25 protein-coding genes are annotated in these 21,315 nt (G+C 63.9%); 13 read left to right on the top strand and 12 right to left on the bottom strand.

Annotated features, from left to right (window positions below; genetic code table 11):
- Positions 1–12: 12 nt before the first annotated feature.
- The 4 genes from IGS55_RS25305 to IGS55_RS25290 all read right to left on the bottom strand — a co-directional run bounded on the left by IGS55_RS25305 (position 13) and on the right by IGS55_RS25290 (position 3,891).
- Positions 13–1,482: a hypothetical protein gene (locus IGS55_RS25305; protein ID WP_230518288.1), complete on the bottom strand. Its 1,470-nt coding sequence runs from the start codon at positions 1,480–1,482 to the stop codon at positions 13–15.
- Complete coding sequence (locus IGS55_RS25300) at positions 1,479–2,963, bottom strand: hypothetical protein (protein ID WP_230518289.1); 1,485 nt, start codon at positions 2,961–2,963, stop codon at positions 1,479–1,481. The genes IGS55_RS25305 and IGS55_RS25300 overlap by 4 nt, the downstream gene beginning before the upstream one ends.
- A gap of 127 nt (positions 2,964–3,090) precedes the next feature.
- On the bottom strand, positions 3,091–3,573 hold the full coding sequence (rfaE2, locus tag IGS55_RS25295) for a D-glycero-beta-D-manno-heptose 1-phosphate adenylyltransferase (protein ID WP_230518290.1): 483 nt from the start codon (positions 3,571–3,573) through the stop codon (positions 3,091–3,093).
- A gap of 78 nt (positions 3,574–3,651) precedes the next feature.
- Positions 3,652–3,891: a DUF3717 domain-containing protein gene (locus IGS55_RS25290; protein WP_230518291.1), complete on the bottom strand. Its 240-nt coding sequence runs from the start codon at positions 3,889–3,891 to the stop codon at positions 3,652–3,654.
- Between the two features lie 134 nt (positions 3,892–4,025).
- On the opposite strand from IGS55_RS25290, the gene IGS55_RS25285 reads away from it, so the two are divergent.
- The 8 genes from IGS55_RS25285 (at position 4,026) to IGS55_RS25250 (ending at position 9,141) form a co-directional block, all read left to right on the top strand.
- On the top strand, positions 4,026–4,964 hold the full coding sequence (locus IGS55_RS25285) for a hydrogen peroxide-inducible genes activator (protein WP_128141311.1): 939 nt from the start codon (positions 4,026–4,028) through the stop codon (positions 4,962–4,964).
- A gap of 59 nt (positions 4,965–5,023) precedes the next feature.
- A complete protein-coding gene (gene ubiA, locus IGS55_RS25280) occupies positions 5,024–5,878 on the top strand; it encodes a 4-hydroxybenzoate octaprenyltransferase (protein WP_070305742.1) in 855 nt (284 codons plus the stop codon).
- A 108-nt stretch (positions 5,879–5,986) separates the two neighbouring features.
- A complete protein-coding gene (locus tag IGS55_RS25275; protein ID WP_072456840.1) occupies positions 5,987–6,343 on the top strand; it encodes a DUF883 family protein in 357 nt (118 codons plus the stop codon).
- Between the two features lie 65 nt (positions 6,344–6,408).
- Positions 6,409–6,786: a phage holin family protein gene (locus IGS55_RS25270; RefSeq protein WP_081368364.1), complete on the top strand. Its 378-nt coding sequence runs from the start codon at positions 6,409–6,411 to the stop codon at positions 6,784–6,786.
- On the top strand, positions 6,783–7,130 hold the full coding sequence (locus IGS55_RS25265; RefSeq protein WP_230518292.1) for a hypothetical protein: 348 nt from the start codon (positions 6,783–6,785) through the stop codon (positions 7,128–7,130). Before IGS55_RS25270 ends, IGS55_RS25265 begins: the two co-directional genes overlap by 4 nt.
- Before the next feature lie 90 nt (positions 7,131–7,220).
- Positions 7,221–7,778 carry a DUF3455 domain-containing protein gene (locus tag IGS55_RS25260; RefSeq protein WP_230518293.1) on the top strand — a complete coding sequence of 186 codons (558 nt, stop codon included), beginning with the start codon at positions 7,221–7,223 and terminating at the stop codon, positions 7,776–7,778.
- A gap of 80 nt (positions 7,779–7,858) precedes the next feature.
- Positions 7,859–8,428: a sigma-70 family RNA polymerase sigma factor gene (locus IGS55_RS25255; protein ID WP_374106884.1), complete on the top strand. Its 570-nt coding sequence runs from the start codon at positions 7,859–7,861 to the stop codon at positions 8,426–8,428.
- Positions 8,425–9,141, top strand: a complete 717-nt coding sequence (locus IGS55_RS25250; protein ID WP_230518295.1) for an anti-sigma factor — start codon at positions 8,425–8,427, stop codon at positions 9,139–9,141. The genes IGS55_RS25255 and IGS55_RS25250 overlap by 4 nt, the downstream gene beginning before the upstream one ends.
- A gap of 3 nt (positions 9,142–9,144) precedes the next feature.
- Here IGS55_RS25250 and proC read toward each other — a convergent pair whose 3' ends face one another.
- Both proC and IGS55_RS25240 read right to left on the bottom strand, forming a co-directional pair.
- Positions 9,145–9,975 carry a pyrroline-5-carboxylate reductase gene (proC, locus tag IGS55_RS25245; RefSeq protein ID WP_230518296.1) on the bottom strand — a complete coding sequence of 277 codons (831 nt, stop codon included), beginning with the start codon at positions 9,973–9,975 and terminating at the stop codon, positions 9,145–9,147.
- A gap of 16 nt (positions 9,976–9,991) precedes the next feature.
- Positions 9,992–10,693 (bottom strand): YggS family pyridoxal phosphate-dependent enzyme, encoded by a 702-nt coding sequence (locus tag IGS55_RS25240; protein ID WP_230518297.1) that lies wholly within the window; start codon positions 10,691–10,693, stop codon positions 9,992–9,994.
- A 70-nt stretch (positions 10,694–10,763) separates the two neighbouring features.
- Between IGS55_RS25240 and IGS55_RS25235 the strand changes: the two genes are divergently transcribed.
- The 4 genes from IGS55_RS25235 (at position 10,764) to IGS55_RS25220 (ending at position 15,730) form a co-directional block, all read left to right on the top strand.
- Positions 10,764–11,807, top strand: coding sequence for a type IV pilus twitching motility protein PilT (locus IGS55_RS25235; RefSeq protein WP_230518298.1), 1,044 nt, complete (start codon positions 10,764–10,766; stop codon positions 11,805–11,807).
- A 3-nt stretch (positions 11,808–11,810) separates the two neighbouring features.
- Positions 11,811–12,950: a PilT/PilU family type 4a pilus ATPase gene (locus tag IGS55_RS25230; RefSeq protein ID WP_329958152.1), complete on the top strand. Its 1,140-nt coding sequence runs from the start codon at positions 11,811–11,813 to the stop codon at positions 12,948–12,950.
- A 1-nt stretch (position 12,951) separates the two neighbouring features.
- On the top strand, positions 12,952–13,437 hold the full coding sequence (locus IGS55_RS25225; RefSeq protein ID WP_230518299.1) for a glutathione peroxidase: 486 nt from the start codon (positions 12,952–12,954) through the stop codon (positions 13,435–13,437).
- Positions 13,438–13,621: 184 nt separating this feature from the next.
- On the top strand, positions 13,622–15,730 hold the full coding sequence (locus tag IGS55_RS25220; protein ID WP_230518300.1) for a putative bifunctional diguanylate cyclase/phosphodiesterase: 2,109 nt from the start codon (positions 13,622–13,624) through the stop codon (positions 15,728–15,730).
- On the opposite strand, the gene glcF is transcribed toward IGS55_RS25220, so the two are convergent.
- Genes glcF through IGS55_RS25205 form a run of 3 tightly spaced genes read right to left on the bottom strand, consistent with a single transcriptional unit; the run spans position 15,723 to position 19,533 of the window.
- Positions 15,723–16,949: a glycolate oxidase subunit GlcF gene (glcF, locus tag IGS55_RS25215; RefSeq protein ID WP_230518301.1), complete on the bottom strand. Its 1,227-nt coding sequence runs from the start codon at positions 16,947–16,949 to the stop codon at positions 15,723–15,725. The two genes, IGS55_RS25220 and glcF, sit on opposite strands and share 8 nt — an antisense overlap.
- A gap of 6 nt (positions 16,950–16,955) precedes the next feature.
- On the bottom strand, positions 16,956–18,026 hold the full coding sequence (glcE, locus tag IGS55_RS25210; RefSeq protein ID WP_230518302.1) for a glycolate oxidase subunit GlcE: 1,071 nt from the start codon (positions 18,024–18,026) through the stop codon (positions 16,956–16,958).
- Between the two features lie 16 nt (positions 18,027–18,042).
- Entirely contained in the window at positions 18,043–19,533 is a 1,491-nt protein-coding gene (locus tag IGS55_RS25205) for an FAD-linked oxidase C-terminal domain-containing protein (RefSeq protein ID WP_230518391.1), read from the bottom strand.
- A gap of 150 nt (positions 19,534–19,683) precedes the next feature.
- Between IGS55_RS25205 and IGS55_RS25200 the strand changes: the two genes are divergently transcribed.
- Positions 19,684–20,238 carry a cob(I)yrinic acid a,c-diamide adenosyltransferase gene (locus IGS55_RS25200; protein WP_070222612.1) on the top strand — a complete coding sequence of 185 codons (555 nt, stop codon included), beginning with the start codon at positions 19,684–19,686 and terminating at the stop codon, positions 20,236–20,238.
- A gap of 64 nt (positions 20,239–20,302) precedes the next feature.
- On the opposite strand, the gene IGS55_RS25195 is transcribed toward IGS55_RS25200, so the two are convergent.
- From IGS55_RS25195 to IGS55_RS25185, 3 genes are all read right to left on the bottom strand, one after another.
- Positions 20,303–20,491 (bottom strand): hypothetical protein, encoded by a 189-nt coding sequence (locus IGS55_RS25195; RefSeq protein WP_230518303.1) that lies wholly within the window; start codon positions 20,489–20,491, stop codon positions 20,303–20,305.
- 86 nt (positions 20,492–20,577) lie between these two features.
- Positions 20,578–20,757, bottom strand: coding sequence for a hypothetical protein (locus IGS55_RS25190; RefSeq protein WP_034749100.1), 180 nt, complete (start codon positions 20,755–20,757; stop codon positions 20,578–20,580).
- A gap of 31 nt (positions 20,758–20,788) precedes the next feature.
- Complete coding sequence (locus IGS55_RS25185) at positions 20,789–21,169, bottom strand: glutaredoxin family protein (protein WP_230518304.1); 381 nt, start codon at positions 21,167–21,169, stop codon at positions 20,789–20,791.
- Positions 21,170–21,315 lie beyond the last annotated feature (146 nt).

The following is a 21,315-nucleotide window of genomic DNA, read 5'->3' as shown; positions in this document are numbered from 1 at the left end:
AGGAATCTGTGTTCAGGCCAGGCTCAGGGTATGGCCTTCGGCCACGCGCACGATGGCCGGCTTGCCCAGGCCCCGCTTGAGTTCGCCAATGTCGCGGCCGTCATCATCGCGGATCTGCACGCTCTTGAACGGTTTCAACAGCACCTGCCGCTGCACGCCGTCAGCCAGCACCTTGTAGCGCGTGGCGCGCGTGCCAAGCAAACCCAGCGCCAGCAAGCCCAGCACGAGCGCGAGGACGCCGCCCAGTATCACCAGCACGGGCAGCAGCGGATACTGGATGCGCACCAGCAGCGGTATCGTTGCCTGCGAGGCGCGCACGCTGTCGGGCGGCGTAAACATGCTTGAGATCGGATCGCCAGGGAACAGTTCCTGCAAATCCTTGCCAAAACTGGACGCCAGCGCCAGCCGCTGTTCCGACAGGCCCACTTGCGCCTGCATGGGCAGCATCACCTGCTTGCCCATGGCGGCGATCGCCTGCGCCGACCACGGCGACGGGATCTGCGCCATCGGCAGCGCGAACTGCACTTGCACGGACTGGCTGGCGCCCGGCTGCAGCTGGCGGATTTGATCCGGCGCAACGTGCAGCGGCGCGTTCTGGCCGGCCAGGCTGGCGTGCACCTTGGCGCTGTCGATCACGTACGGGAAGAACATGTTTTGCAGGGTCGCCTGCAGCACCACCTGCGGCAGCAGCTTCGCCGCATCGACGTCGAGCACGATGGTGCGCCCGTCGCGGCCCAGGCTGGCGTGCACATTGGCGCTGTTCTTGACGGACTGGGGCACGATGCGCACGGCATCCTGGTCCACCGGTTTCAGGCGCGCGGGCGGGCGCGTCAGCACTTGCGACAGCCGCCCTTCGGCCAGGATGCGGGTCAAAGCCTCCGACGCGGGCTGGCCGTACGCGAGCGCATACACCATCAAGCCCTTGGCGCTGTACAGCTTGCCCTGCACGGGCATGCGCAGCGGAAACACCACCGTCTTGGTGATCGACGGTTCCAAGTGCAGCAGCCGGTAAAAGTCGCGGTTGCGCTCGGCCGTCTGGCTGTCGTTGTTCGGGCTGTTCTTATTATTGGTAAAGATCCACACGATGCCGGAGGCGGACTGGAACGGGCCCGTGATGGTCTTGGTGACGGCTTCCTGGAAATCCGTGTCGGCCAGCGCGCCGCCGGCGCTCTTGCGCGCCAGGCCGAGATTGGCCAGCTGGCCCGCCACGCCGGCGCCGCCCTGCCCTTGCCCGATCAGCGCGGGCGACACATTGCTGCCGCTGCTCTGGCTGAAGGCCAGGGTATAGACCTTGTCGGACGGGCTCGTGGCGGCCTGCGCCACGGCGCCCACGAGGGCTTTCAGCTGCGACTGTTCATCCGTATAAAACGGCTCCATCCAGCCCGAGTTTTGTACGAGAAACGCTTGCTGGATGCCGGCCGCCTGCACGCCGGCTGCACTGAGCAAAGCGGCGCAGGCCGCGATCAGGACGCGCGCGTTCATGCCTGCAAGGCCCAGCCATCGATGCGCGACAGCAAGGGGTGGTACGCCCACAGCATGCCTTCATGAACAAACAGGCGCAACCTCCACGGCTCGCTGACGGCGAACGTGTGAAACACGGTTTCGCGCAACTCGTCGTCCTGCACCAGCTGGGCCGCCAGACGCTCGTTCGAGCGCAGCACGCTCGACAGGCCGGCGCTGGTGGCGAACTTGACGCCGAAGACGCTGTTGCCAACGCTTGACTCCAGCAGCGGCATGACGGCCTGGTTCTTGCCGCCATCGTCGCCGTGTTCCGGCTCTTCCCATGGCGCCGTTTTCAGCTTGGTGGCGAAGCGGTAATTGAAGCTGCCCGAACACAGGCGCGGCGCCAGCGCGTCGGCCCGTTCGGCCTGCGCGCCCAGTTTCACGTAGACATAGGTGCCGCGGCTGCGCTCGAAGCACAGCTGCCACAGGCCGCCGTCGCGCGATACGTAGGGGCTGCCGAATTCGAAGTGCGGCACCAGCCCTTCGGGCCACGGGGTGAACGAGGCGGCCACGTTGCCGTCCGGCTGCAGCTGCAAGCGCAGCTGGCCGTTGGCGCACGGCCACACGGCCATGCGGTTGTAGGCGACGGGCGCGCCGACGGCGCCCAGATCCATCATGCCGTCGAGCAGCACGTCGCTGCCCGGCTTTTGCGCGGCGTCAAGGTTGACGAAGCGGATGCGGCCATCGTCGTCACGCAGCGGTGCCCACAGCCGGTTCTGGAACCAGACGGGGCTGGCGATGCACGGCGCGCCGCCCACATGCTCGACCACGTAGGTCAGCGATGGCACGTCGGGACGGATGCAAGCGAGGCCGTGGCTGGTCGGCAAGACCAGCACGCTATTGAACTCCGGCACCAGCTCGGCGCGCCAGGCGCCGTGGGCCAGATCCGATTCAGCCAGCAGGCTGCCATAGTCGGGGTCCAGCGCCAGCCAGCGTTTCGAGGCGGGCAGCCACGCGTGCAGGACGGCCTTGCGCGGGTCGAGCGCCAGCAGCGCGGGCGCGCTGGTGCCGAACTGGGCGGCAAAGAATTCGTATTCGCCGGGCGGCGGCATGGGCAGCGAGGCATCGGCTTGTACATGCTCTTCGCGGGCCCGCTGGTCGGCCAGTTTCAGGGGCACGCTGGCCTGGCGCAAGCCGGCCGGGCCAGCCGGCGGCACGTCGCTGACGGGGTGTGCACCATAGGGCGGCACCCACGGCGGGGGAATTGCGGTGTCGGGCGGCACTTGCAAGGCCGCGCCCGAAACGGGGTCGAACGAGAATTCGGGCGGAAACTGCCGCACGGGCGCGTCGGCGGCCGCGGGCAGGCGCCGCGCCAGCATCAGCTTGCCGATATCGGCCTGGCTCACCAAGGGCGAGACGTTCTGGCCGTCCGCGCTGCGCTGCATGCTCCACGCGCCGTCGTCATCGACGTACCAGGCGCCGGAGGGCAGTGGCCAATCCCCAGAAGTTTTATGATCCATTTATTTTCTATGACAAGCAATGCATATCAGACGGTGTAACGTGCTGGGGCGGTCGAAACGAAGTCGCAGCCCTGGCAGTTCTCATAGTAACGTCTTTTTATCTGTATGGAAACATTGACGAGCTTCCTCAGCCCTGCTGCGTCCGCACTTTCGTCAACAGCTTGGTGGTCGAGCGGTCATGCTCGAAATCGATGGCCACGGCCTGGCCGCCATACGCCAGCACGGCCTTGCCTTCGGGGATGGCCGCCATGTCGTAGTCGCCGCCCTTGGCATAGATGTCCGGTTCGATCTCCTGCACCACTTCCAGGGCACTGTCTTCCGAGAACGGCACGACCAGGCTCACCGCTTCCAGCGCGGCCAGCACGGCCATGCGGTCTTCGCAGCTGTTCAGGGGACGGTCGTCGCCCTTGCCCAGACGTTTCACTGAAGCATCAGTATTCACGGCAACGATCAGCGAAGCGCCCAGTGCGCGCGCCTGCGCCAGATACGTCACGTGGCCGCGGTGCAAAATGTCGAACACGCCGTTCGTCACCACCACCGGTTTCGGCAGGGCCGCGGCGCGGGCGCGCAGTTCGTCACGGCCGCACAGTTTGTTTTCAAAGTCAGGCATGGATATCTCTTGTTGGGTTATCAATAGGGTCGCAATAAAAGGGGCGCAATAAAAGGGTCGCAATAAATAGGGCCGCAATCAGGCGTGGCTATCGCCTTGGATGCCGCCGGCATCGCGGCGCCAGGCATCGATCAAGGCCAGGACGACCGGGTCCAGGCCCTCTTCGGCGATGCGATCTTGCCGGTGGTAAATCATCAGCGCATACACGCCGGCCAGGCGGCTGACGGGCGGCGACAGCGCATATTCATTGCCGCGCGCCGGTTGCCTGGCACGCCAGTAATTGATCGCCGCTTCCAGCGTCTGCATCCGCAGTTCCATCGCCCTCTCCCTCCGCCGCCCGGTCCCGCATTATAGGGGGCGATCCGCTACAATACGCCATCGGCGCCACAGTTTCACGTTTGCGCCACCTTTCATTCATTGCAAGTAAGTACTTCCTGTGTTTCAATCAACCTATGACACTGACTGAACTGAAATATATCGTTGCAGTCGCGCGAGCGAAGCACTTCGGCCATGCCGCCGAAGCTTGCTTCGTTGCCCAGCCCACCCTGTCAGTGGCCATCAAGAAACTCGAAGACGAATTGGGCGTGGTCCTGTTCGAACGGGGCGGCGCGGAAATCTCCGTCACGCCCCTGGGCGCGCAGATCATCGCGCAAGCCGAGCGCGTGCTGGAACAGACGGCCGCCATCAAGGAACTCGCCAAGCAAAACAAGGACCCGCTGGCCGGCCCCCTGCGCCTGGGCGTGATCTACACGATCGGCCCCTATCTGCTGCCACCCCTGGTCAAGGCCATGATAGACCAGGTACCGCAAATGCCCTTGATCTTGCAGGAAAACTTCACGGTTCGCCTGCTCGAATTGCTGCGCCAGGGCGAACTGGACGTGGCCATCATGGCCCTGCCCCTGCCCGACCACGGCATGGCGATGCAGGAACTGTATGACGAGCCGTTCGTCGTCGCCATGCCGCGCCAGCATCCGTGGACGGCGCGCGACAAAATCGCCGCGCAGGATTTGAAATCGGAAACCATGCTGCTGCTGGGCAATGGCCACTGCTTCCGCGACCAGGTGCTGGAAGTGTGCCCCGAAATGGCGCGTTTTTCCTCGCCCGGCAACGGCATGCAGCGCACGTTTGAAGGTTCCTCACTGGAAACCATCCGCCACATGGTGGCCAGCGGCATCGGCCTGACGGTCTTGCCGCGCGCCTCCGTCGCCAATATGCACGCCACCGACGGCATGCTCGAATACCGGCCATTCGCCGCCCCCGTGCCATCGCGCCGGGTGGTCATGCTGTGGCGCAAGAGTTTTACGCGCAAAGCCGCCATCGACGCCTTGTGCGCGGCCATCGCCAGCTGCAACTTGCCTGGCATCACCCCCTTGTGCGAAGACGACGAATAGTACATTTACATACTATTTGCGATAATCGACCTTTCTCTTCAACAAAGATCGAGTCTTCCATGAACAAGCTGGCGCTGTATTTCCGCCTGATACGGCTGGACAAGCCTATCGGTACCGTATTGCTGCTGTGGCCTACCCTGTGCGCGCTGTGGCTGGCGCAGCAGGGCGTGCCGGACTGGCGGCTGCTGCTCATCTTCACTCTCGGCACTTTCCTGATGCGTTCGGCAGGCTGCGCCATCAACGACTACGCCGACCAGGATATCGACAAATTCGTCAAGCGTACGGCCGAGCGCCCCATCACCAGCGGACGCATCAGCGGCAAGGAAGCGCTGGCCGTGGCCGGCGTACTGACCGTGCTGGCCTTTTGCCTGATCCTGCCCTTGAATGCGCTGACCAAGCAACTGTCCGTGGCCGCCGTCATCATCGCCGGCACCTATCCCTACTTCAAGCGCTTCTTTGCCATTCCGCAAGCGTATCTCGGTATCGCCTTCGGCTTCGGCATTCCCATGGGCTTTGCCGCCATCACGGATTCCGTGCCCGTCGTTGCCTGGCTGCTGCTGTTGGGCAATGTCTTCTGGGCCGTGGCCTACGATACGGAATATGCGATGGTCGACCGCGACGACGATTTAAAAATCGGCATCAAGACGTCGGCCATCACCTTCGGCCGTTACGACGTGGCCATCGTCATGTTTTGCTATGCCGTTTTCCTGCTGCTGTGGCTGGGCTGCGGCTGGTACCTGGGCTTGCGTTATTGGTTCGTCGCCGGCCTAGTAGTTGCGGCCGGATGCGCCGTTTACCACTACACCCTGATCCGCGCACGCGAGCGTATGCCGTGTTTTGCGGCATTCCGGCATAATAACTGGCTAGGAGCAGCGGTGTTTGCGGGCGTGGTACTGGACTTTGCTTTCCGTTAAGCAATAACTCTGGCGCCGCGGCAGCCCTTGAGGCGGCGCAAGACAAGCCTGGCCGCAGCTGCCTACACTGGTATTTCACTGTGCAGTTTCACTTCCATGAGGTAATACATGAGCTCGATACATACCGGAAAATCCAGCAGCGACAGCATCCTCGCCGACGCCGACAAGGCACGCGACAAACTGGCGGGCGACTTGAAAACCGTCATCAATGAAGCGGAAGGCTGGCTCGACGGCGCCAAGGATCAGACGGGCGAGAATGTGAAAGCCGTCAAGGACAAGTTCATCGCCACCCTGGAAACGGCCAAGAAAGACTTGATCAAGCTGGAAGAGGACTTGCTCGAACGAACCAAGAAGGCGGCCAAGGTCACCGACGAGTACGTGCAGGACAATCCATGGAAAGCCGTGGGCGCGGGCGCCGTCGTGGGCGTACTGTTCGGCCTGCTGCTTTCCTCGTCACGCCGCTAGTTAGTACCGACGCAGCACCGACGGCATAGGCCGTCTCCTGACGCGAAAGGCAGCATATGGCTATCATGCACCATGTCGCCCAAGTCGCAGCGACCCTCGCCGCCATCGTCCAGACCCGTCTGGCCCTGGCCGCAGTGGAAATGGAAGAAGAGTCGCTGCGCTTCCTGTCCTATCTGGCCCTGGCCATGCTGGCACTGCTGTGCCTGTTCGTTGGCCTGGTATTGATCGTGTTCCTCGTCATCGTATTATTTTGGGACACGCACCGCATCGCCGCCATCGCCATCACGGCCGCCGTCTTCATCGTTGCCGCCATCGCCACCCTGCTCGGCGTGCGCGCCAGTTTCCGCAGCAAGCCGAAACTGCTGTCCTTCACACTTTCCGAACTGAACAAAGACCTGGACGAGCTGCAACTGCTGGCACGCCGGGGATCGGAGCGGCCATGACCACGCATCCCACCAAGTTGTCGCACGTCCACACGGCCGCCGGCCTGGCGCAGCGGCGCGATGCGCTGCTGGCCGAATGCGCGCTGCAGCGCCTGGCTCTGAGCGTGCAAACGCGGCAATTGCTGGAACCTTTGACGGGCGGCAATCTGCGCCACACCCTGGCCACGCGCTTCAAAATTCCCCTGATGGTGGGCGGCGCCGTGCTGGGCCTGCTGCTCGTGCGACCGCGCCGTTTCCTGCCGCTGCTGCGGGCCAGCGGCGCGCTGCTCAAGCACGCCACGGCCGCCATGCCCGTCGTGCTGGCGCTGGCCCAGCGTTTCAGCAAGAAAGAAACGCCGGAATAAATTATTTTTTTCCTGGCTGCATCCAAATGGCAGGCCCCCGCGTAGTAATGGTATCAACCAGCCGGTTGAGCCAACTACCAGGAGTTTGCCATGCTTGCCACCATCGCCCCACGCCATACCGCCCCTTCCCTCACCGTGCTGTGCGCCGCCCTGCTGATGGCCGCCTGCGCCCCCATGAGCGCGCGCTATTCGCAGGAACAATTGCCAAACGCCGTGAAAGTGCCCGATGGCCATCAAGTTGCCATGCAGACGGTGGGCGTAGGCAAGATCGCCTACGAATGCAAGGCCAAGAAAGACATGACGGGCCATGAATGGGTCTTCGTGGGCCCGGACGCAGCCTTGAACGACCGCAGCGGCATGAAAGTGGGCACGTATGTCGGTCCTCCTGCCACCTGGGCCAACCTGGATGGCTCGAAAGTGACGGCGACGCAAGTGGCCGTGGCGCCGGCCGGCGCGGGCAACATCCCGTATCAACTGGTAAAAGCCAACCCGGCCACGGGCAGCGGCGCCATGCAGGGCGTCAGCTACATCCAGCGCGTGGCCACCAGCGGCGGCGTGGCGCCAAGCAGCCCCTGCGGCATGGAGTCCATCGGCGCCAAGCAATGGGTGCCCTATCAGGCCGATTACATCTTCTGGAAAGCCGCATAAATACCTGCCGTTGACGGTTGGCAAGCTGGTTTCTGGCCTATACTCGGCATTGAAAACTTGCTAACCGTTAAACCTTGACGATTGCCCCAACCTTGCCAGCCCACGCCGCCCCTTACGATTACGATGCCGCCCTGCGCGCCTGCGCCAGGGGCGAGCAGCAGGCATTGCATGGCCTGTACCAGCAGGAAAGCCGCTATCTTCTGGGCGTGGCCCTGCGTATCGTGCGCCAGCGGGCCTTGGCCGAAGACGTGCTGCACGACGCCTTCCTGAATATCTGGCGCCGCGCCGGCAGTTTCGACGCCACGCGCGGCAGCGGCAAGGGCTGGATCTATGTGGTGGTGCGGCACCAGGCGCTGGACGTGGCGCGTGCCCGCGCCCATGAACTGTCAGCCGACGAGGATACCGTGGAAACCCTGCTGCACGAACGCCAAAGCCATGATACGGGCGAGGCCTATGCCGACCAGGCGGACTTGGGCAAGCTGCACGATTGCCTCGGCCACCTGGACGAGCCCAAACGCAATAGCATCCTGTACGCCTACGTCGATGGATGTTCCCATAGCGAAATCGCGCAACGCCTGCAAGCACCGCTGGGAACCGTCAAGGCCTGGGTCAAGCGGGGCCTGGCCGCCTTGCGGGAGTGCATGCAATGATCAACAGCGACGAAGAACTGCACAGGCTGGCCGGCGAATACGTGCTGGGAACATTGGCGCTGGCCGAACGCGCGGCAGTGGAACAGCGTCTGCCGCGTGAACCAGCCCTGCGCGACGCCGTCGACGCCTGGGAACAGCGTCTGCTGCCGTTGACGACCCTGGCGCCGCCCGAAACGCCTTCGGCCCCGCTGTGGCCGCGCATCAGCGCCAGCCTGTTCACGCCGAAAGCCGTGCGGCAGGCGGGCGGCTGGCAGGCGTGGTGGAATAGCCTGGCCTTCTGGCGGGTGCTCGCCGGCGGCGGCCTGGCGGCCACGGCCGCGCTGGCCGTGCTGGTCACTACGCAATTGCAAGCGCCCAGCGGCCCCGGCTATCTGGTGGTGCTGGTGGCGCCGCAGGATAAATCGCCGGGCTGGATCGTGCAGGCGGGCGGACGCGGCGGCAAGAACCGCGACCTGAGCCTGATTCCGCTGGGCCCGACTGCCGTGCCGCAGCAAAAAGCCCTGCAATTCTGGACCAAGGGCAAGGATTGGGGCGCGCCCGTCTCGCTGGGCCTGGTCAAGCCGGGGCAAAGCCTCAAGTTGACCCTGGATAAGCTGCCACCGCTGCAGCCGGAGCAACTGTTTGAAATCACGCTGGAGCCGGAAACGGGCTCGCCGACAGGCAGGCCGACTGGGCCGATCCTGTATATCGGCCGCGCCGTCAAGGTGATGTAGCGTTTATTTGCCCAGCTCGTCCCCCATCTCGCGCCCGCGCTGCGCGGCCGCCTTGATGCCCTTGACGATGGCCGCCTTCACGCCGCTCTCTTCCATGCTGGTCAGGGCCGCGTAGGTCGTGCCGCCCTTCGACGTGACGCGCTCGCGCAGCAAGGACACCGGTTCGCTGGAGTTCGCCGCCAGTTGCGCCGCCCCCGTAAACGTGGCAATCGCCAGCTGCGTGCCCTGCTCGGGCGTCAAGCCCAGTTCGGACGCCGCCTGCTGCATCGCTTCGATAAAGTAAAACACGTAGGCGGGACCGCTGCCGGACACGGCCGTGACAGGGTCGATCTTCGCTTCGTCGTCGAGCCAGACCGTCTGGCCGACGGCGCGCAGGATGGCGTCCGCCGTTTTCTTTTGCTCGTCGCTGACGCCGCTGCTGGCCACCATGCCCGTGATGCCCATGCCGATCAGGGCAGGCGTGTTCGGCATGCAGCGCACGATGGCGGGATAATCGCCGAGCCAGCGCGACAGGTCTTGCGCGCGGATGCCGGCCGCGATCGACAGGATCAATGGCGCACGCTCCCCGTCGAGGAAGGGCAGCAACTGCGCCGCTACTTCGCGCATGCTTTGCGGTTTCACCGCCAGCACGATCACATCCACGCCGCGCAGCGCCTCACCAGCGGCAGTGGCCGTCGTGACGCCGAATTGCGTTTGCAGTTTTTCCAGCGCCGGCGCATGCGGGTCGATCACGTGGATGTTGCCGCCCAGGGTCAATTTACCCGCCAGGCCGGCGATCAGGGCCGCGGCCATGTTGCCGCCGCCTACGAATGCGATATTCAGTTCTGTCGTCATGCTTGTTCTCTCTTTATCAGGAATAGTTGCGGGAACCGAAAATGGCGCTGCCCACGCGCACGATGGTGGCGCCCTCGAGCACGGCGGCGCGCAAGTCGGCCGACATGCCCATCGACAAGGTGTCGAGCGCCAGCCCTTCGACCTTCAATTGTTCGTACAGCGCGCGCAGTTGCGCAAAGGCAGCGCGCTGAAGCGTGAGCTCCGTTTCCGGCTCGGGGATGGCCATCAGGCCGCGCAAACGCAAACGGGGCAATTGCGCCACGGCATGCGCCAGTGCAGGCAGTTCGGCTGGCGTCACGCCGCTCTTGCTGGCCTCGCCGCTGATATTGACTTGCAGACAGATATTCAGGTCCGGCAAGCCGGCCGGGCGCTGCTCGGACAGGCGCGCGGCGATCTTTTCCCGTTCCACCGTATGCACCCAGTCGAAGTGTTCGGCGATGGGGCGCGTCTTGTTGCTCTGGATGGGACCGATGAAATGCCATGCGGGAGCATGCTGCGGCGCGGCCGCTTTCACAAAGGCAATCTTGTCGAGCGCTTCCTGCAGATAATTTTCGCCAAACGCCGCCTGGCCCGCGCGCATGGCGTCCAGCACGGCATCCGCGCCGAAAGTTTTCGAGACGGCCAGCAGGGTCACGTCGCCAGGGGCGCGCTGCGCGTCAGCGGCGGCCTGCGCAATACTCTCGCGCACGGCTTGCAAGTTCTGTTCGATTGTGGACATAATCATTTTCTAGTGTATAGGGGCGGCGGCACAGTGCGCCAGCCCATCAATGCAGGCACAGGGATTATAAATGGACATCTCCGAACTACTCGCTTTCTCCGTCAGCAACAAGGCTTCCGACCTGCACCTGTCTTCCGGCCTGCCGCCGATGATACGGGTCAACGGCGACGTGCGCCGCCTGAACGTGCCCCCGCTCGAGCACAAGGAAGTGCACAGCATGATCTACGACATCATGAACGACAGCCAGCGCAAGGCGTATGAAGAAGCGCTGGAATGCGATTTCTCGTTCGAGATTCCCGGCCTGGCCCGCTTCCGCGTCAACGCCTACAACCAGGAAAGGGGCGCCTCGGCCGTGCTGCGCACGATTCCGTCAAAGGTGCTGACCCTGGAAGACCTGAACGCGCCGCGCATCTTCGGCGAGCTGGCCATGCGCCCACGCGGCCTCGTGCTGGTGACAGGGCCGACCGGTTCCGGCAAGTCGACCACCCTGGCGGCGATGGTGAACCACGTCAACGAGCGGCTGAACCACCATATTTTGACCATCGAAGACCCGATCGAATTCGTGCATGAACCGAAGAAATGCCTGATCAACCAGCGCGAAGTGGGTTCGCACACGCATTCGTTCAGCAACGCGCTGCGCTCGGCCCTGCGCGAAGACCCGGACGTGATTTTAGTGGGCGAATTGCGCGACCTGGAAACCATCCGCCTGGCGCTGACGGCGGCCGAGACGGGCCACCTCGTGTTCGGCACCCTGCACACCTCGTCGGCCGCGAAATCGATCGACCGCATCATCGACGTCTTCCCCGCCGAGGAAAAGGAAATGGTGCGCGCCATGCTGTCCGAATCCTTGCAAGCCGTCATTTCGCAGAACCTGCTCAAAACCAAGGACGGCGCGGGCCGCGTGGCCGCGCATGAAATCATGCTGGCCACGCCGGCCGTGCGCAACCTGATCCGCGAAGCAAAAGTGGCGCAAATGTATTCGGCCATCCAGACGGGCAGCAACGTGGGCATGCAGACCCTGGACCAGTGCCTGTCCGACCTGGTACGGCGCGGCACGATCTCGGCCGAGACGGCCCGCTCAGCCGCCAAGGCCCCTGAAAACTTCCCCGGATAAGCGATGCAGACGACACACGAACACTATGGCGCCATGCACGCGCTGCTGGCGCAGATGCGCGCACGGGGCGGCTCCGACCTGTTCATCACGGCCGGCTTTCCGCCCGCCATCAAGCTCGACGGCAAGCTGACGCCGCTGGCGGGCGGCGTGCTCGACGCGCAGCAGGCGGCCGGCTACGTGCGCGCCGTCATGAACGAACGCCAGGCGGCCGAGTTCGCGTCCAGCCGCGAAGCCAATTTCGCCATCAGCCCGGACGGACTCGGGCGCTTCCGCGTGTCCGCCTTCGTGCAGATGGGCCAGGCAGGCATGGTCTTGCGCTTGATTAATACCGCCATCCCCACCCTCGATGGGCTCGGTTTGCCCGCCATCCTGCAAGATATCGTCATGAGCAAGCGGGGCCTCGTCATCATGGTGGGCGCCACGGGCTGCGGCAAGTCGACCACCCTGGCTGCCATGGTGGGCCACCGCAACGCGCACAGCCACGGCCACATCATCACCATCGAAGACCCCGTGGAATTCATCCATCCGCACGGCAACTGCATCGTCACCCAGCGCGAAGTGGGCGTCGATACGGACGACTGGGCCACGGCCCTGAAAAACACCCTGCGCCAGGCGCCAGACGTGATCCAGATTGGCGAGATCCGCGACCGCGACACCATGGACCACGCCATCGCATTCGCCGAGACGGGCCATCTGTGCCTGGCGACCTTGCACGCGAACAACGCCAACCAGGCGCTGGACCGCATCATCAATTTCTTCCCCGAAGAGCGGCGCCAGCAGTTGCTGATGGACTTGTCGCTGAATTTGAAGGGCATGATTTCGCAGCGCCTGATTCCCAACAAGGACGGCGGCGGGCGCAAGGCGGCGCTGGAAATCCTGCTCAACTCGCCGCTGATGAGCGACCTGATCTTCAAGGGCCAGGTGCACGAGATCAAGGAATTGATGAAAAAATCGCGCGAACACGGCATGCAGACGTTCGACCAGGCCCTGTTCGACCTGCACGAAGCGGGCGCCATCAGCCATGAAGACGCGCTGCGCAATGCGGACTCCGTCAACGACCTGCGCCTGGCGATCAAGCTCAAGGGCGCAACGGCGCCGGAAACGGCGCCGCCCTCAACCGCCACCAAACTGGGACTCCTCTGACATGACCAGCATCCACGATTTCCAGGCCGAGGCGCTGGACGGCACGCCGGTCGATCTGGCGCAATACAAAGGCAAGGTACTGCTGATCGTCAACACGGCCAGCGCCTGCGGTTTCACGCCGCAATACGAGGGGCTCGAAGCGCTGTACCGCGCATTTCACGAGCAGGGCCTGGTCGTGCTGGGCTTTCCCTGCAATCAATTCCGCCAGCAGGAGCCGGGCTCGAATGGGGAAATCAAAGCCTTTTGCGAGAAAAACTTCGGCGTCACCTTTCCCCTGTTTGCCAAGGTCGACGTGAATGGCCCGCATACCCATCCCGTATTTGCGCAATTAAAACTGGCCGCGCCCGGCATATTGGGCACGCAGTCGATCAAATGGAATTTCACCAAGTTTTTGGTGCGCAAGGATGGCAGCGTATTTCGCCGTTACGCGACGGCCAGCAAACCGGCCAGCCTGGCGGACGACATTCGGCAATTGCTACAGGAATAGCAATTTGACGGTTTGATTAAAAACAATAATTGCTGAAATCAATCAATCCGCACTTATTTCATGCTTGATATCAATATTGTGTTTCCAATAGCAAATTTCGGTGATAATGTTTGCATAATTATTCGCAGATATCGATCAAAAAACGATGCCAGTCTTTGGGAAAATATTATCTTCATGGATGCGGATGGGAATTTATTCCCGCCTCTTTCTTCCTATTTTCTTCCTGATACTCGCCGTTTCCGCCGTTCGTTATCACGCCCTGCTCGATACGGAAACGGCGCTGGCCAATGCGCGCTACCAGAGCGATGCGCGGCAACTCGACCTGTTCCTCGCCAATAGCGTGCTGCCGCTGGCCGTGCACGCGGACAGTCACGCGATGCACGACAGCGTGCGCCAGGTGCTGCGCAGCGCCCTGCCGCTGAACCGCAGCCTCGTTTCCGCGCGCTGGGACACGGCTGGCGGGCATGTCGAAGTACTGGCCGACAGCAAGCTGGCCGGCACACTGGCCACGGTGCCTACATGGTTCGCGCGCCTGGCCGGCATCACGGCCATCCGCAGCCGCCTGACGGTGGCGCTGCCGGACGGCGGCGACGGCATCCTCGACCTGCACTACACGCCCGGCCTGCCACTGGCGCAGGTGTGGCTCAGGGTGCGCGAGCAGGCCGTCCTCAGCGGTATCAATATCGTGCTCGTCTTCGTGCTGCTGGGCTTGATCCTGGCCACGCACCGCAAGCTGCTGGCGCGCTTCGTGCAAGCGACCGACCGCTTCCGCGACGGCAACTTCGCCGTGCGCCTGGCGGCTGGCGCCACGCCCGAGGCGCAAGCCGTGTCGCAGTCGTTCAATGGCATGGCCGGCGATATCGAAGAACTGCTGACCTCGCTGAAAACCAGCCAGCGCCAGCTGGGCGAGCAACTGAACGAAACCGTGCACATGCAGCAGGCGCTGCAAAAGCTGTCCTGGCAAAACTACAATGATGTGCTGACGGGCCTGCCCAACCGTGCCGCGCTGGCCGCCCGCTTCGAACAGGAACTGTTCCTCGCGCGCGAACGCCAGCGCCTGCTGGCCGTCTGCCTGTTCGACCTCGACCATTTCCAGGCCATCAACGACCGCTACGGCGCCGAGGCCGGCGATGAAATCCTCAAGCAGGTGGCCGGCCGCCTGCACGGCTTTACGGGCCAGGTCCACTACGCGGCGCGCCTGGGCGGCGATGAATTCGTCATGCTGCTGTGCGGCCAGGCCAGCATCGCCAGCATCGAACAAAACGTGACGCAGCTGATGGCGGAACTGGGCCGCCCCTACCAGTGCGACCAGCAGGCGCTGCACATGACGGCCAGCGCCGGCATCGCCGTCTACGCGGGCAAGGACTTGAATACGGAAAGCCTGCTGCGCCACGCCGACCACGCCGTCTATCAGGCCAAGCTGACGGGGCGTAACCAGTATCATTTCTTCGACACCAATCTCGATGAAGAAGTGCGCACCCACCACAACCAGCGCACGGAAGTGCGCCACGCCCTGATCAATGGCGAACTGCGGCTGTACTATCAGCCCAAGGTGAACATGCGCGCCGGCACGGTGGTGGGCATGGAAGCGCTGCTGCGCTGGCAGCATCCGCGCCGCGGCATACTGGCGCCCGCGCAATTCCTGCCGCTGGTGGAACAGACGGATTTGATCATCGACATCGGCGAGTGGGTGCTGCGCCAGGCCCTGTGGCAGATGCAGCGCTGGGTCGCCGGTGGCAAGCACTGGGTGGTCAGCGTGAATATCGCGGCGCGCCATTTCCAGCAACCGGACTTCGTCTCGCGCCTGGAAACCATCCTCGGCGAATTTCCCGGCGTGCGCGCCAGCATGCTGGAACTGGAAATCCTCGAATCGTCGGCCCTGCACGACATCGAAGACGTGCGCCGCATCATCCGCGCCTGCCAGGCGCTGGGCATCACGTTTGCCCTCGACGATTTCGGCACCGGCTACTCGTCGATGTCATACCTGAAACGCCTGCCGGCCAATATCGTCAAGATCGACCAGAGCTTCGTGCGCAATATGCTCAACGACCGCGACGACTTGCATCTGGTGCGTGCCGTCATCGGCCTGGCCCGCTCCTTCAGCCTGACGGTGATCGCCGAAGGCGTGGAAAGCGTCGAACATGGCGCGCGCCTGATCCAGCTGGGCTGCGACCTGGCACAAGGCTACGGCATCGCCCGCCCCATGCCGGCCGACGCCGTGCTGGAGTGGGCCGGCAACTTCGTGCCGGCGCCCCAATGGCGCATCGCGCAGTACAGCGAAGTGCCTATGTAGGCGTCAAGGCCGAGTCGATCAGCTCGATCCAGTGCCGCACGGGTGTCTCCGTACCCGACTGCAAATGGCTCAGGCAGCCGATATTGGCCGACACGATCATCTCCGGCTCGCACGCTTCCAGGTTCGCCACCTTGTTGTCGCGCAGCTGCTGCGACAATGCCGGCTGCAGGATCGAATACGTGCCCGCCGAACCGCAGCACAAATGGCTGTCCGCGCACAGGCGCACGTCGACGCCGACGGCGCGCAAGACCTGCTCCACCTTGCCGCGCACCTGCTGGCCGTGCTGCAGGGTGCATGGCGGGTGATACGCCACCCTTTTCCCGATGCGCCCTTGCAGCAGCGCCGCCAGTTCCGCTTCAAACGCCGGCATGATCTCGGACAGATCGCGCGTCAGCGCCGCGATGCGCCGCGCCTTCTCCGCATACTGCGCATCGTGCGCCAGCAAATGGCCATATTCCTTCACCGTGGCGCCGCAGCCGGACGCCGTCATGACGATGGCTTCCGCACTTTCCACATACGGCCACCAGGCGTCGATATTGCGGCGCATGTCGTCCAGCGCGGCGTCCTGGTCGTTCAGGTGATGGCGCAGCGCGCCGCAGCAGCCCGCCTTGGGCGCGACGATCAGTTGCACGCCCAAGGCATCGAGCACGCGCGCCGTGGCCGCGTTGATATTCGGCGACATGGCCGGCTGCACGCAGCCGTCGAGCAGCAGCATGCTGCGTGCGTGCTGGCGCGTGGGCCATGCACCGGCGGCGGCGCCCGGACGCAATTTGTCCTGCAAGCTTTTCGAGAGCAGCGGCCGCAGCGCCTGCCCCGCCTTGTACACGGGTGTAAACAGCCAGCGGCGCGGCAAGGCTTCCTTCAGGGCGAAGCGCAGCGCGCGTTCGCGCAAGGGGCGCTGCACGCGCTGCTCGACGACGTTGCGGCCGATGTCGACCAGGCGCCCGTACTGCACGCCCGAGGGACAGGTCGACTCGCAGTTGCGGCAGGTCAGGCAGCGATCCAGGTGCGTCTGCGTCTTGGCCGTGACGGGCGCGCCTTCGAGCACTTGTTTGATCAAATAGATGCGTCCGCGCGGGCCGTCGAGTTCATCGCCCAGCAGCTGGTAGGTGGGACAGGTGGCCGTGCAAAAGCCGCAATGCACGCAGGCGCGCAAGATGGCTTCGGCTTCGTCGCCTGCCGGCGTATTCTTGATGAAATCGGCGAGATTGGTTTGCATGCGCGCTCAATACATTCTGTGCGGGTTGAAGATGCCGGCCGGATCGAAAGCCTGCCGCAGACGCTGGTGGATGGTGGCCACGGCCGGTGCCAGCGGATGGAATACGCCCACGGCCTTGTCGCCGCCGCGGAACAGCGTCGCATGGCCGCCGGCGGCCGCCACGGCCATGCGAATCTGCACGCTGCTGGCCGCATCGGCGTCGCCATCGAGCTTGAGCCAGCGCTGCGCCCCGCCCCACTCGGTCAGCTGGCGTCCTTTCAGGATCATGGCGCTGGCGTGCGGCGGCAGCGACAAGCGCCACAGGCTGCCCGCGCCCGCAAAGAATGCGTGCGTTTGCTCGCGCACGGATAGCCAGAAGGCGGATGCTTCTTCTGCTGCCAGCACTTCGCCTTTCAATGATTGCAGGGCCGCCGACACGGCCGCCTCGGCGCCGGACAGGCGCACCGTCAACACACCGTCATGCCAGCAGCTGGCCGATATCGGCAGCGGCTTGCCCGCCCATTCATTGAGCATGCGCAAGGCGGCGATTTCCGCGCAGGCCACGCGAAACGTCGCTTCGCGCAGCGGCAAGGGCAGCACCTTCAGCGACACTTCCAGGATCATGCCCAAAGTGCCCAAGGACCCCGCCAGCAGGCGCGAGACATCGTAGCCGGCCACGTTCTTCATCACTTGTCCGCCGAAGGCCAGGCGTTCGCCGTGGCCATCCATCAGCACGGCGCCGAGCACGAAATCACGCAAGGCGCCCGCGCTGGCCCGGCGCGGGCCGGACAAGGCACTGGCGACGACGCCGCCCACCGTGGCGCCGGGGCCGAAGTGGGGCGGCTCGAACGCCAGCATCTGGTTGCGCGCGGCCAGCGCCGCCTCGATCTCGGCCAGCGGCGTGCCGCAGCGGGCCGTGATCACCAGCTCCGTCGGTTCATAATCGACGATGCCCGCATACGCGCGCGTGTCGAGCACCTCGCCTTCGAACTGCTGGCCATACCAGTCTTTCGTGCCGCCGCCGCGCAGGCGCAAGGGCTTACCCGCCGCGCTGGCCGCCAGGATCCGCTGCCTGAATTGTTCCGCTATCGCTTGCAAAGGGGTCTCCGGAAAATTAAAAACGGGGCAAGTTGGCGAACGGCAGGCGCCCCGCCGTCACATGCATCTTGCCGAATTCGGCGCAGCGGTTCAAGGTGGGAATCGCCTTGTCCGGGTTCAGCAAGGCATGGGGATCGAAGGCGCGCTTGACGGCAAAGAAGGCATCGAGTTCGGCGCGCGTAAATTGCACGCACATGGAATTGATCTTTTCCATGCCCACGCCATGCTCGCCCGTGATGGTGCCGCCCACGGCCACGCACAGGGCCAGGATGTCGGCGCCGAACGCTTCGGCGCGCTCGAATTCGCCGGGCATGTTGGCGTCGAACAGGATCAATGGATGCAGATTGCCGTCGCCCGCGTGGAACACGTTCGCGCAGCGCAAGCCATGCGTCGTTTCCATGGCGGCGATACCCGTCAGCACTTCCGCCAGGCGCTTGCGCGGGATGGTGCCGTCCATGCAGTAGTAGTCGGGCGAGATGCGCCCGGCGGCGGGAAAGGCGTTCTTGCGGCCGGACCAGAATTTCATGCGCTCCGCTTCCGACTGCGAGACGGCAATCGCGCTGGCGCCCGCCCCTTCCAGCACGGCCGTCATGCGGGCGATTTCCTCTTCCACCTCTTCGTGCGTGCCGTCCGCCTCGCACAGCAAAATGGCGGCCGCGTCGGTGTCGTAGCCGGCCTTGACGAACGGTTCGACCATGCGCGAGGACGTCTGGTCCATCATTTCCAGGCCGGCCGGGATGATGCCGGCGGCAATCACGTTGGCCACGGCATTGCCGCCCGTGACGACGTCGCCGAACGACGCCATGATGACCCGCGCCGTGGCCGGCTTCGGTATCAGTTTCACGGTCACTTCCGTGACGATGCCCAGCATGCCTTCGGAGCCGATGAAGACGGCCAGCAGGTCGAGACCGGGAGAGTCCAGGCATTCGCCGCCCAGTTCCAGCACATCGCCGTCGATGGTGACGACGCGCACGCGCAGCACATTGTGCACGGTCAGCCCGTATTTGAGGCAATGCACGCCGCCCGAGTTTTCCGCCACGTTGCCGCCGATGCTGCAGGCGATCTGCGAGGACGGGTCGGGCGCGTAGTACAGCGCGTGGGGCGCCGCCGCTTCGGAAATGGCCAGGTTGCGCACGCCCGGCTGCACCACGGCCGTGCGCGCGTAGGCGTCGAGGCGCACGACGCGGTTCAGGCGCGCCGTCGACAGCACCACGCCGTCGGCGATGGGCAAGGCGCCGCCCGACAGGCCCGTGCCGGCGCCGCGCGGCACGATCGGCACGCCAAGTTCGCGGCAGACGCCGAGGATGGCGATGACCTGCTCCTCCGTGTCGGGCAGGGTGACCACCATCGGCAGCTGGCGGTAGGCGGCCAGGCCGTCGCATTCGTACGGGCGCGTATCCTCCGCGTCGGACAGCACGCAGCGGGCCGGCAGCACGGCCAGCAGGGCCGCGACGACGGTTTGCTGGCGCGCGGCGGTCAATCCGGATTCAGGGGCGGCATTGAGCATAAGATGGATGGCAAGAGGCATGGACGTGCAACGATTGTAAGCACAAAAGTGGCGCGCACCGCATTTTTTGTCCGATTTGCCCGCAAATCCGGCGCCGGGCGGCGCACAGTGTCGTATGCTGCCCCCATTCTTCTTTACAGGATCAGCATCATGGGCAACCGACTTTCGAAAATCGCCACGCGCACGGGCGACAATGGCAGCACAGGCCTGGGCGACGGCAGCCGCACCAGCAAGGACAGCGCCCGCATCCACGCCATGGGCGACGTGGACGAACTCAATTCCAATATCGGCTTGCTGCTGTGCGAAGCCATGCCCGACGCCTTGCGCGACGAGCTGGTGGCCATCCAGCACGACCTGTTCGACCTGGGCGGAGAAATCTGCATCCCCGGCTACCAGCTGATCAAGGAAGAGCACGTGCTGCGCCTCGATGACCTGCTGGCGAAATACAATGCGGACTTGCCGGCGCTCTCCGAATTCATCCTGCCGGCCGGCTCGCGCGCCGCCTCGCTCGCGCATGTGTGCCGCACCGTGTGCCGCCGCGCCGAGCGCAGCATCGTTGCGCTGGCCAATGCGGAACCACTCCACGAGCATCCGCGCCAGTACGTGAACCGCCTGTCGGACCTGCTGTTCGTGCTGTCGCGCGTGCTCAACCGTTTTGCCGGCGGCAGCGACGTGCTGTGGCGGCATGACCGCACGCGGGGATGAGATGAAAAAAGGCGATGCCTGTCAAACAGCATTGCCCTGCGCTATCCGGCTGACAGGCTGTTACTTAGCCGCAGGCCTGAAGGCAGGTTTTATTGGCACGGACGCATGAAGGAACACTGAATTCCATGACGCAGGCATCGAGCGCCATATAGCACTCGGATTGGCATTCCGAAATGTCGGCGGTACTGCTGGCCATGGCATACGAGGCGCTGACGCCCATGGCAAACAAAAAGAAACCCAGTTTTTTGAACATAAGCACTCCTGTTGAATTGACAGACGATCACTGACATCCATGGCGCGCCGTCTCTTACGCGCCATCCACACTGCGTCAGCGCGTTCCTAGCGCAGGCACTGGTTCAGGCATTCCTTGTACTGCTGCATGCAAGCTGGCTGGTCGAACTCCACGCAATCGAGCATGTTGCGTTCGCAGACAAAGGTGCAATCGGGGCTGCCCGCGTGCACACTGAAGGACAGGGCCGTGCCGGCGGCAAACAGGAAAGCGGCAATCTTTTTGAACATGGTCAGCCTTTCAAGTTAACAAGTGGGAACGTCAGATTTTCTTCAGCGCCGCTTCCAGCGCGCCCGCATTGAAACCCTGGATCTTGCGGTTGCCGATCAACACCACCGGCACGCCGCCGCCGCCGAGTGCTTCATGGGCTTTTCTTGCTTCCGGGGATTTCTCGATATCGAGATCGACGAATTCGATCTTGTTTTCCTTGAAGTAGGCGCGCGTCTTGGCGCAATAGCCGCACCAGTCCGTGCCGTACAGCACCACCTTCGTCTGGGCATCCGGGAAATACGCGGCGTAATTGCCCTCGGTGTAATTCGACTTGAGCAAGCCGGGCAACAAGGACAGGCCATAACCGCTGCCCAGGCCGGCGGCCAGGATCAAGCCATACATGGCAATGGTTTTAATTTTCTTTTGCATCATGAAGCCACCTCGACGTCGTTCCCCCCAAACCGGGGCAATTCTCCCCCCGGTCCACCCGGTTTTCTTAATTCACGCTGCATTCGACCTTGCATGCTGGAATGGCCAGAAGATCGACGTAAAAAAAGAAATGCCACCTGCAGTACGAT

This window comes from Janthinobacterium sp. EB271-G4-3-2 (genome assembly GCF_020858035.1).
Taxonomy (GTDB): Bacteria; Pseudomonadota; Gammaproteobacteria; order Burkholderiales; family Burkholderiaceae_D; genus Janthinobacterium; species Janthinobacterium aestuarii.
The sequence above is the reverse complement of the archived record's forward strand: the minus strand, read 5'-3'. Positions and strand labels throughout refer to the sequence as shown.

Excerpts from the sequence above, each read along its gene's own strand:
- IGS55_RS25305 (WP_230518288.1), bottom strand. The coding sequence starts at position 1,482 with ATGAACGCGCGCGTCCTGATCGCGGCCTGCGCCGCTTTGCTCAGTGCA.
- IGS55_RS25300 (WP_230518289.1), bottom strand. The coding sequence starts at position 2,963 with ATGGATCATAAAACTTCTGGGGATTGGCCACTGCCCTCCGGCGCCTGG.
- rfaE2 (WP_230518290.1), bottom strand. The coding sequence starts at position 3,573 with ATGCCTGACTTTGAAAACAAACTGTGCGGCCGTGACGAACTGCGCGCC.
- IGS55_RS25290 (WP_230518291.1), bottom strand. The coding sequence starts at position 3,891 with ATGGAACTGCGGATGCAGACGCTGGAAGCGGCGATCAATTACTGGCGT.
- IGS55_RS25285 (WP_128141311.1), top strand. The coding sequence starts at position 4,026 with ATGACACTGACTGAACTGAAATATATCGTTGCAGTCGCGCGAGCGAAG.
- ubiA (WP_070305742.1), top strand. The coding sequence starts at position 5,024 with ATGAACAAGCTGGCGCTGTATTTCCGCCTGATACGGCTGGACAAGCCT.
- IGS55_RS25275 (WP_072456840.1), top strand. The coding sequence starts at position 5,987 with ATGAGCTCGATACATACCGGAAAATCCAGCAGCGACAGCATCCTCGCC.
- IGS55_RS25270 (WP_081368364.1), top strand. The coding sequence starts at position 6,409 with ATGCACCATGTCGCCCAAGTCGCAGCGACCCTCGCCGCCATCGTCCAG.
- IGS55_RS25265 (WP_230518292.1), top strand. The coding sequence starts at position 6,783 with ATGACCACGCATCCCACCAAGTTGTCGCACGTCCACACGGCCGCCGGC.
- IGS55_RS25260 (WP_230518293.1), top strand. The coding sequence starts at position 7,221 with ATGCTTGCCACCATCGCCCCACGCCATACCGCCCCTTCCCTCACCGTG.
- IGS55_RS25250 (WP_230518295.1), top strand. The coding sequence starts at position 8,425 with ATGATCAACAGCGACGAAGAACTGCACAGGCTGGCCGGCGAATACGTG.
- proC (WP_230518296.1), bottom strand. The coding sequence starts at position 9,975 with ATGACGACAGAACTGAATATCGCATTCGTAGGCGGCGGCAACATGGCC.
- IGS55_RS25240 (WP_230518297.1), bottom strand. The coding sequence starts at position 10,693 with ATGTCCACAATCGAACAGAACTTGCAAGCCGTGCGCGAGAGTATTGCG.
- IGS55_RS25235 (WP_230518298.1), top strand. The coding sequence starts at position 10,764 with ATGGACATCTCCGAACTACTCGCTTTCTCCGTCAGCAACAAGGCTTCC.
- IGS55_RS25230 (WP_329958152.1), top strand. The coding sequence starts at position 11,811 with ATGCAGACGACACACGAACACTATGGCGCCATGCACGCGCTGCTGGCG.
- IGS55_RS25225 (WP_230518299.1), top strand. The coding sequence starts at position 12,952 with ATGACCAGCATCCACGATTTCCAGGCCGAGGCGCTGGACGGCACGCCG.
- IGS55_RS25220 (WP_230518300.1), top strand. The coding sequence starts at position 13,622 with ATGGGAATTTATTCCCGCCTCTTTCTTCCTATTTTCTTCCTGATACTC.
- glcF (WP_230518301.1), bottom strand. The coding sequence starts at position 16,949 with ATGCAAACCAATCTCGCCGATTTCATCAAGAATACGCCGGCAGGCGAC.
- IGS55_RS25205 (WP_230518391.1), bottom strand. The coding sequence starts at position 19,533 with ATGCTCAATGCCGCCCCTGAATCCGGATTGACCGCCGCGCGCCAGCAA.
- IGS55_RS25200 (WP_070222612.1), top strand. The coding sequence starts at position 19,684 with ATGGGCAACCGACTTTCGAAAATCGCCACGCGCACGGGCGACAATGGC.
- IGS55_RS25195 (WP_230518303.1), bottom strand. The coding sequence starts at position 20,491 with ATGTTCAAAAAACTGGGTTTCTTTTTGTTTGCCATGGGCGTCAGCGCC.
- IGS55_RS25190 (WP_034749100.1), bottom strand. The coding sequence starts at position 20,757 with ATGTTCAAAAAGATTGCCGCTTTCCTGTTTGCCGCCGGCACGGCCCTG.
- IGS55_RS25185 (WP_230518304.1), bottom strand. The coding sequence starts at position 21,169 with ATGATGCAAAAGAAAATTAAAACCATTGCCATGTATGGCTTGATCCTG.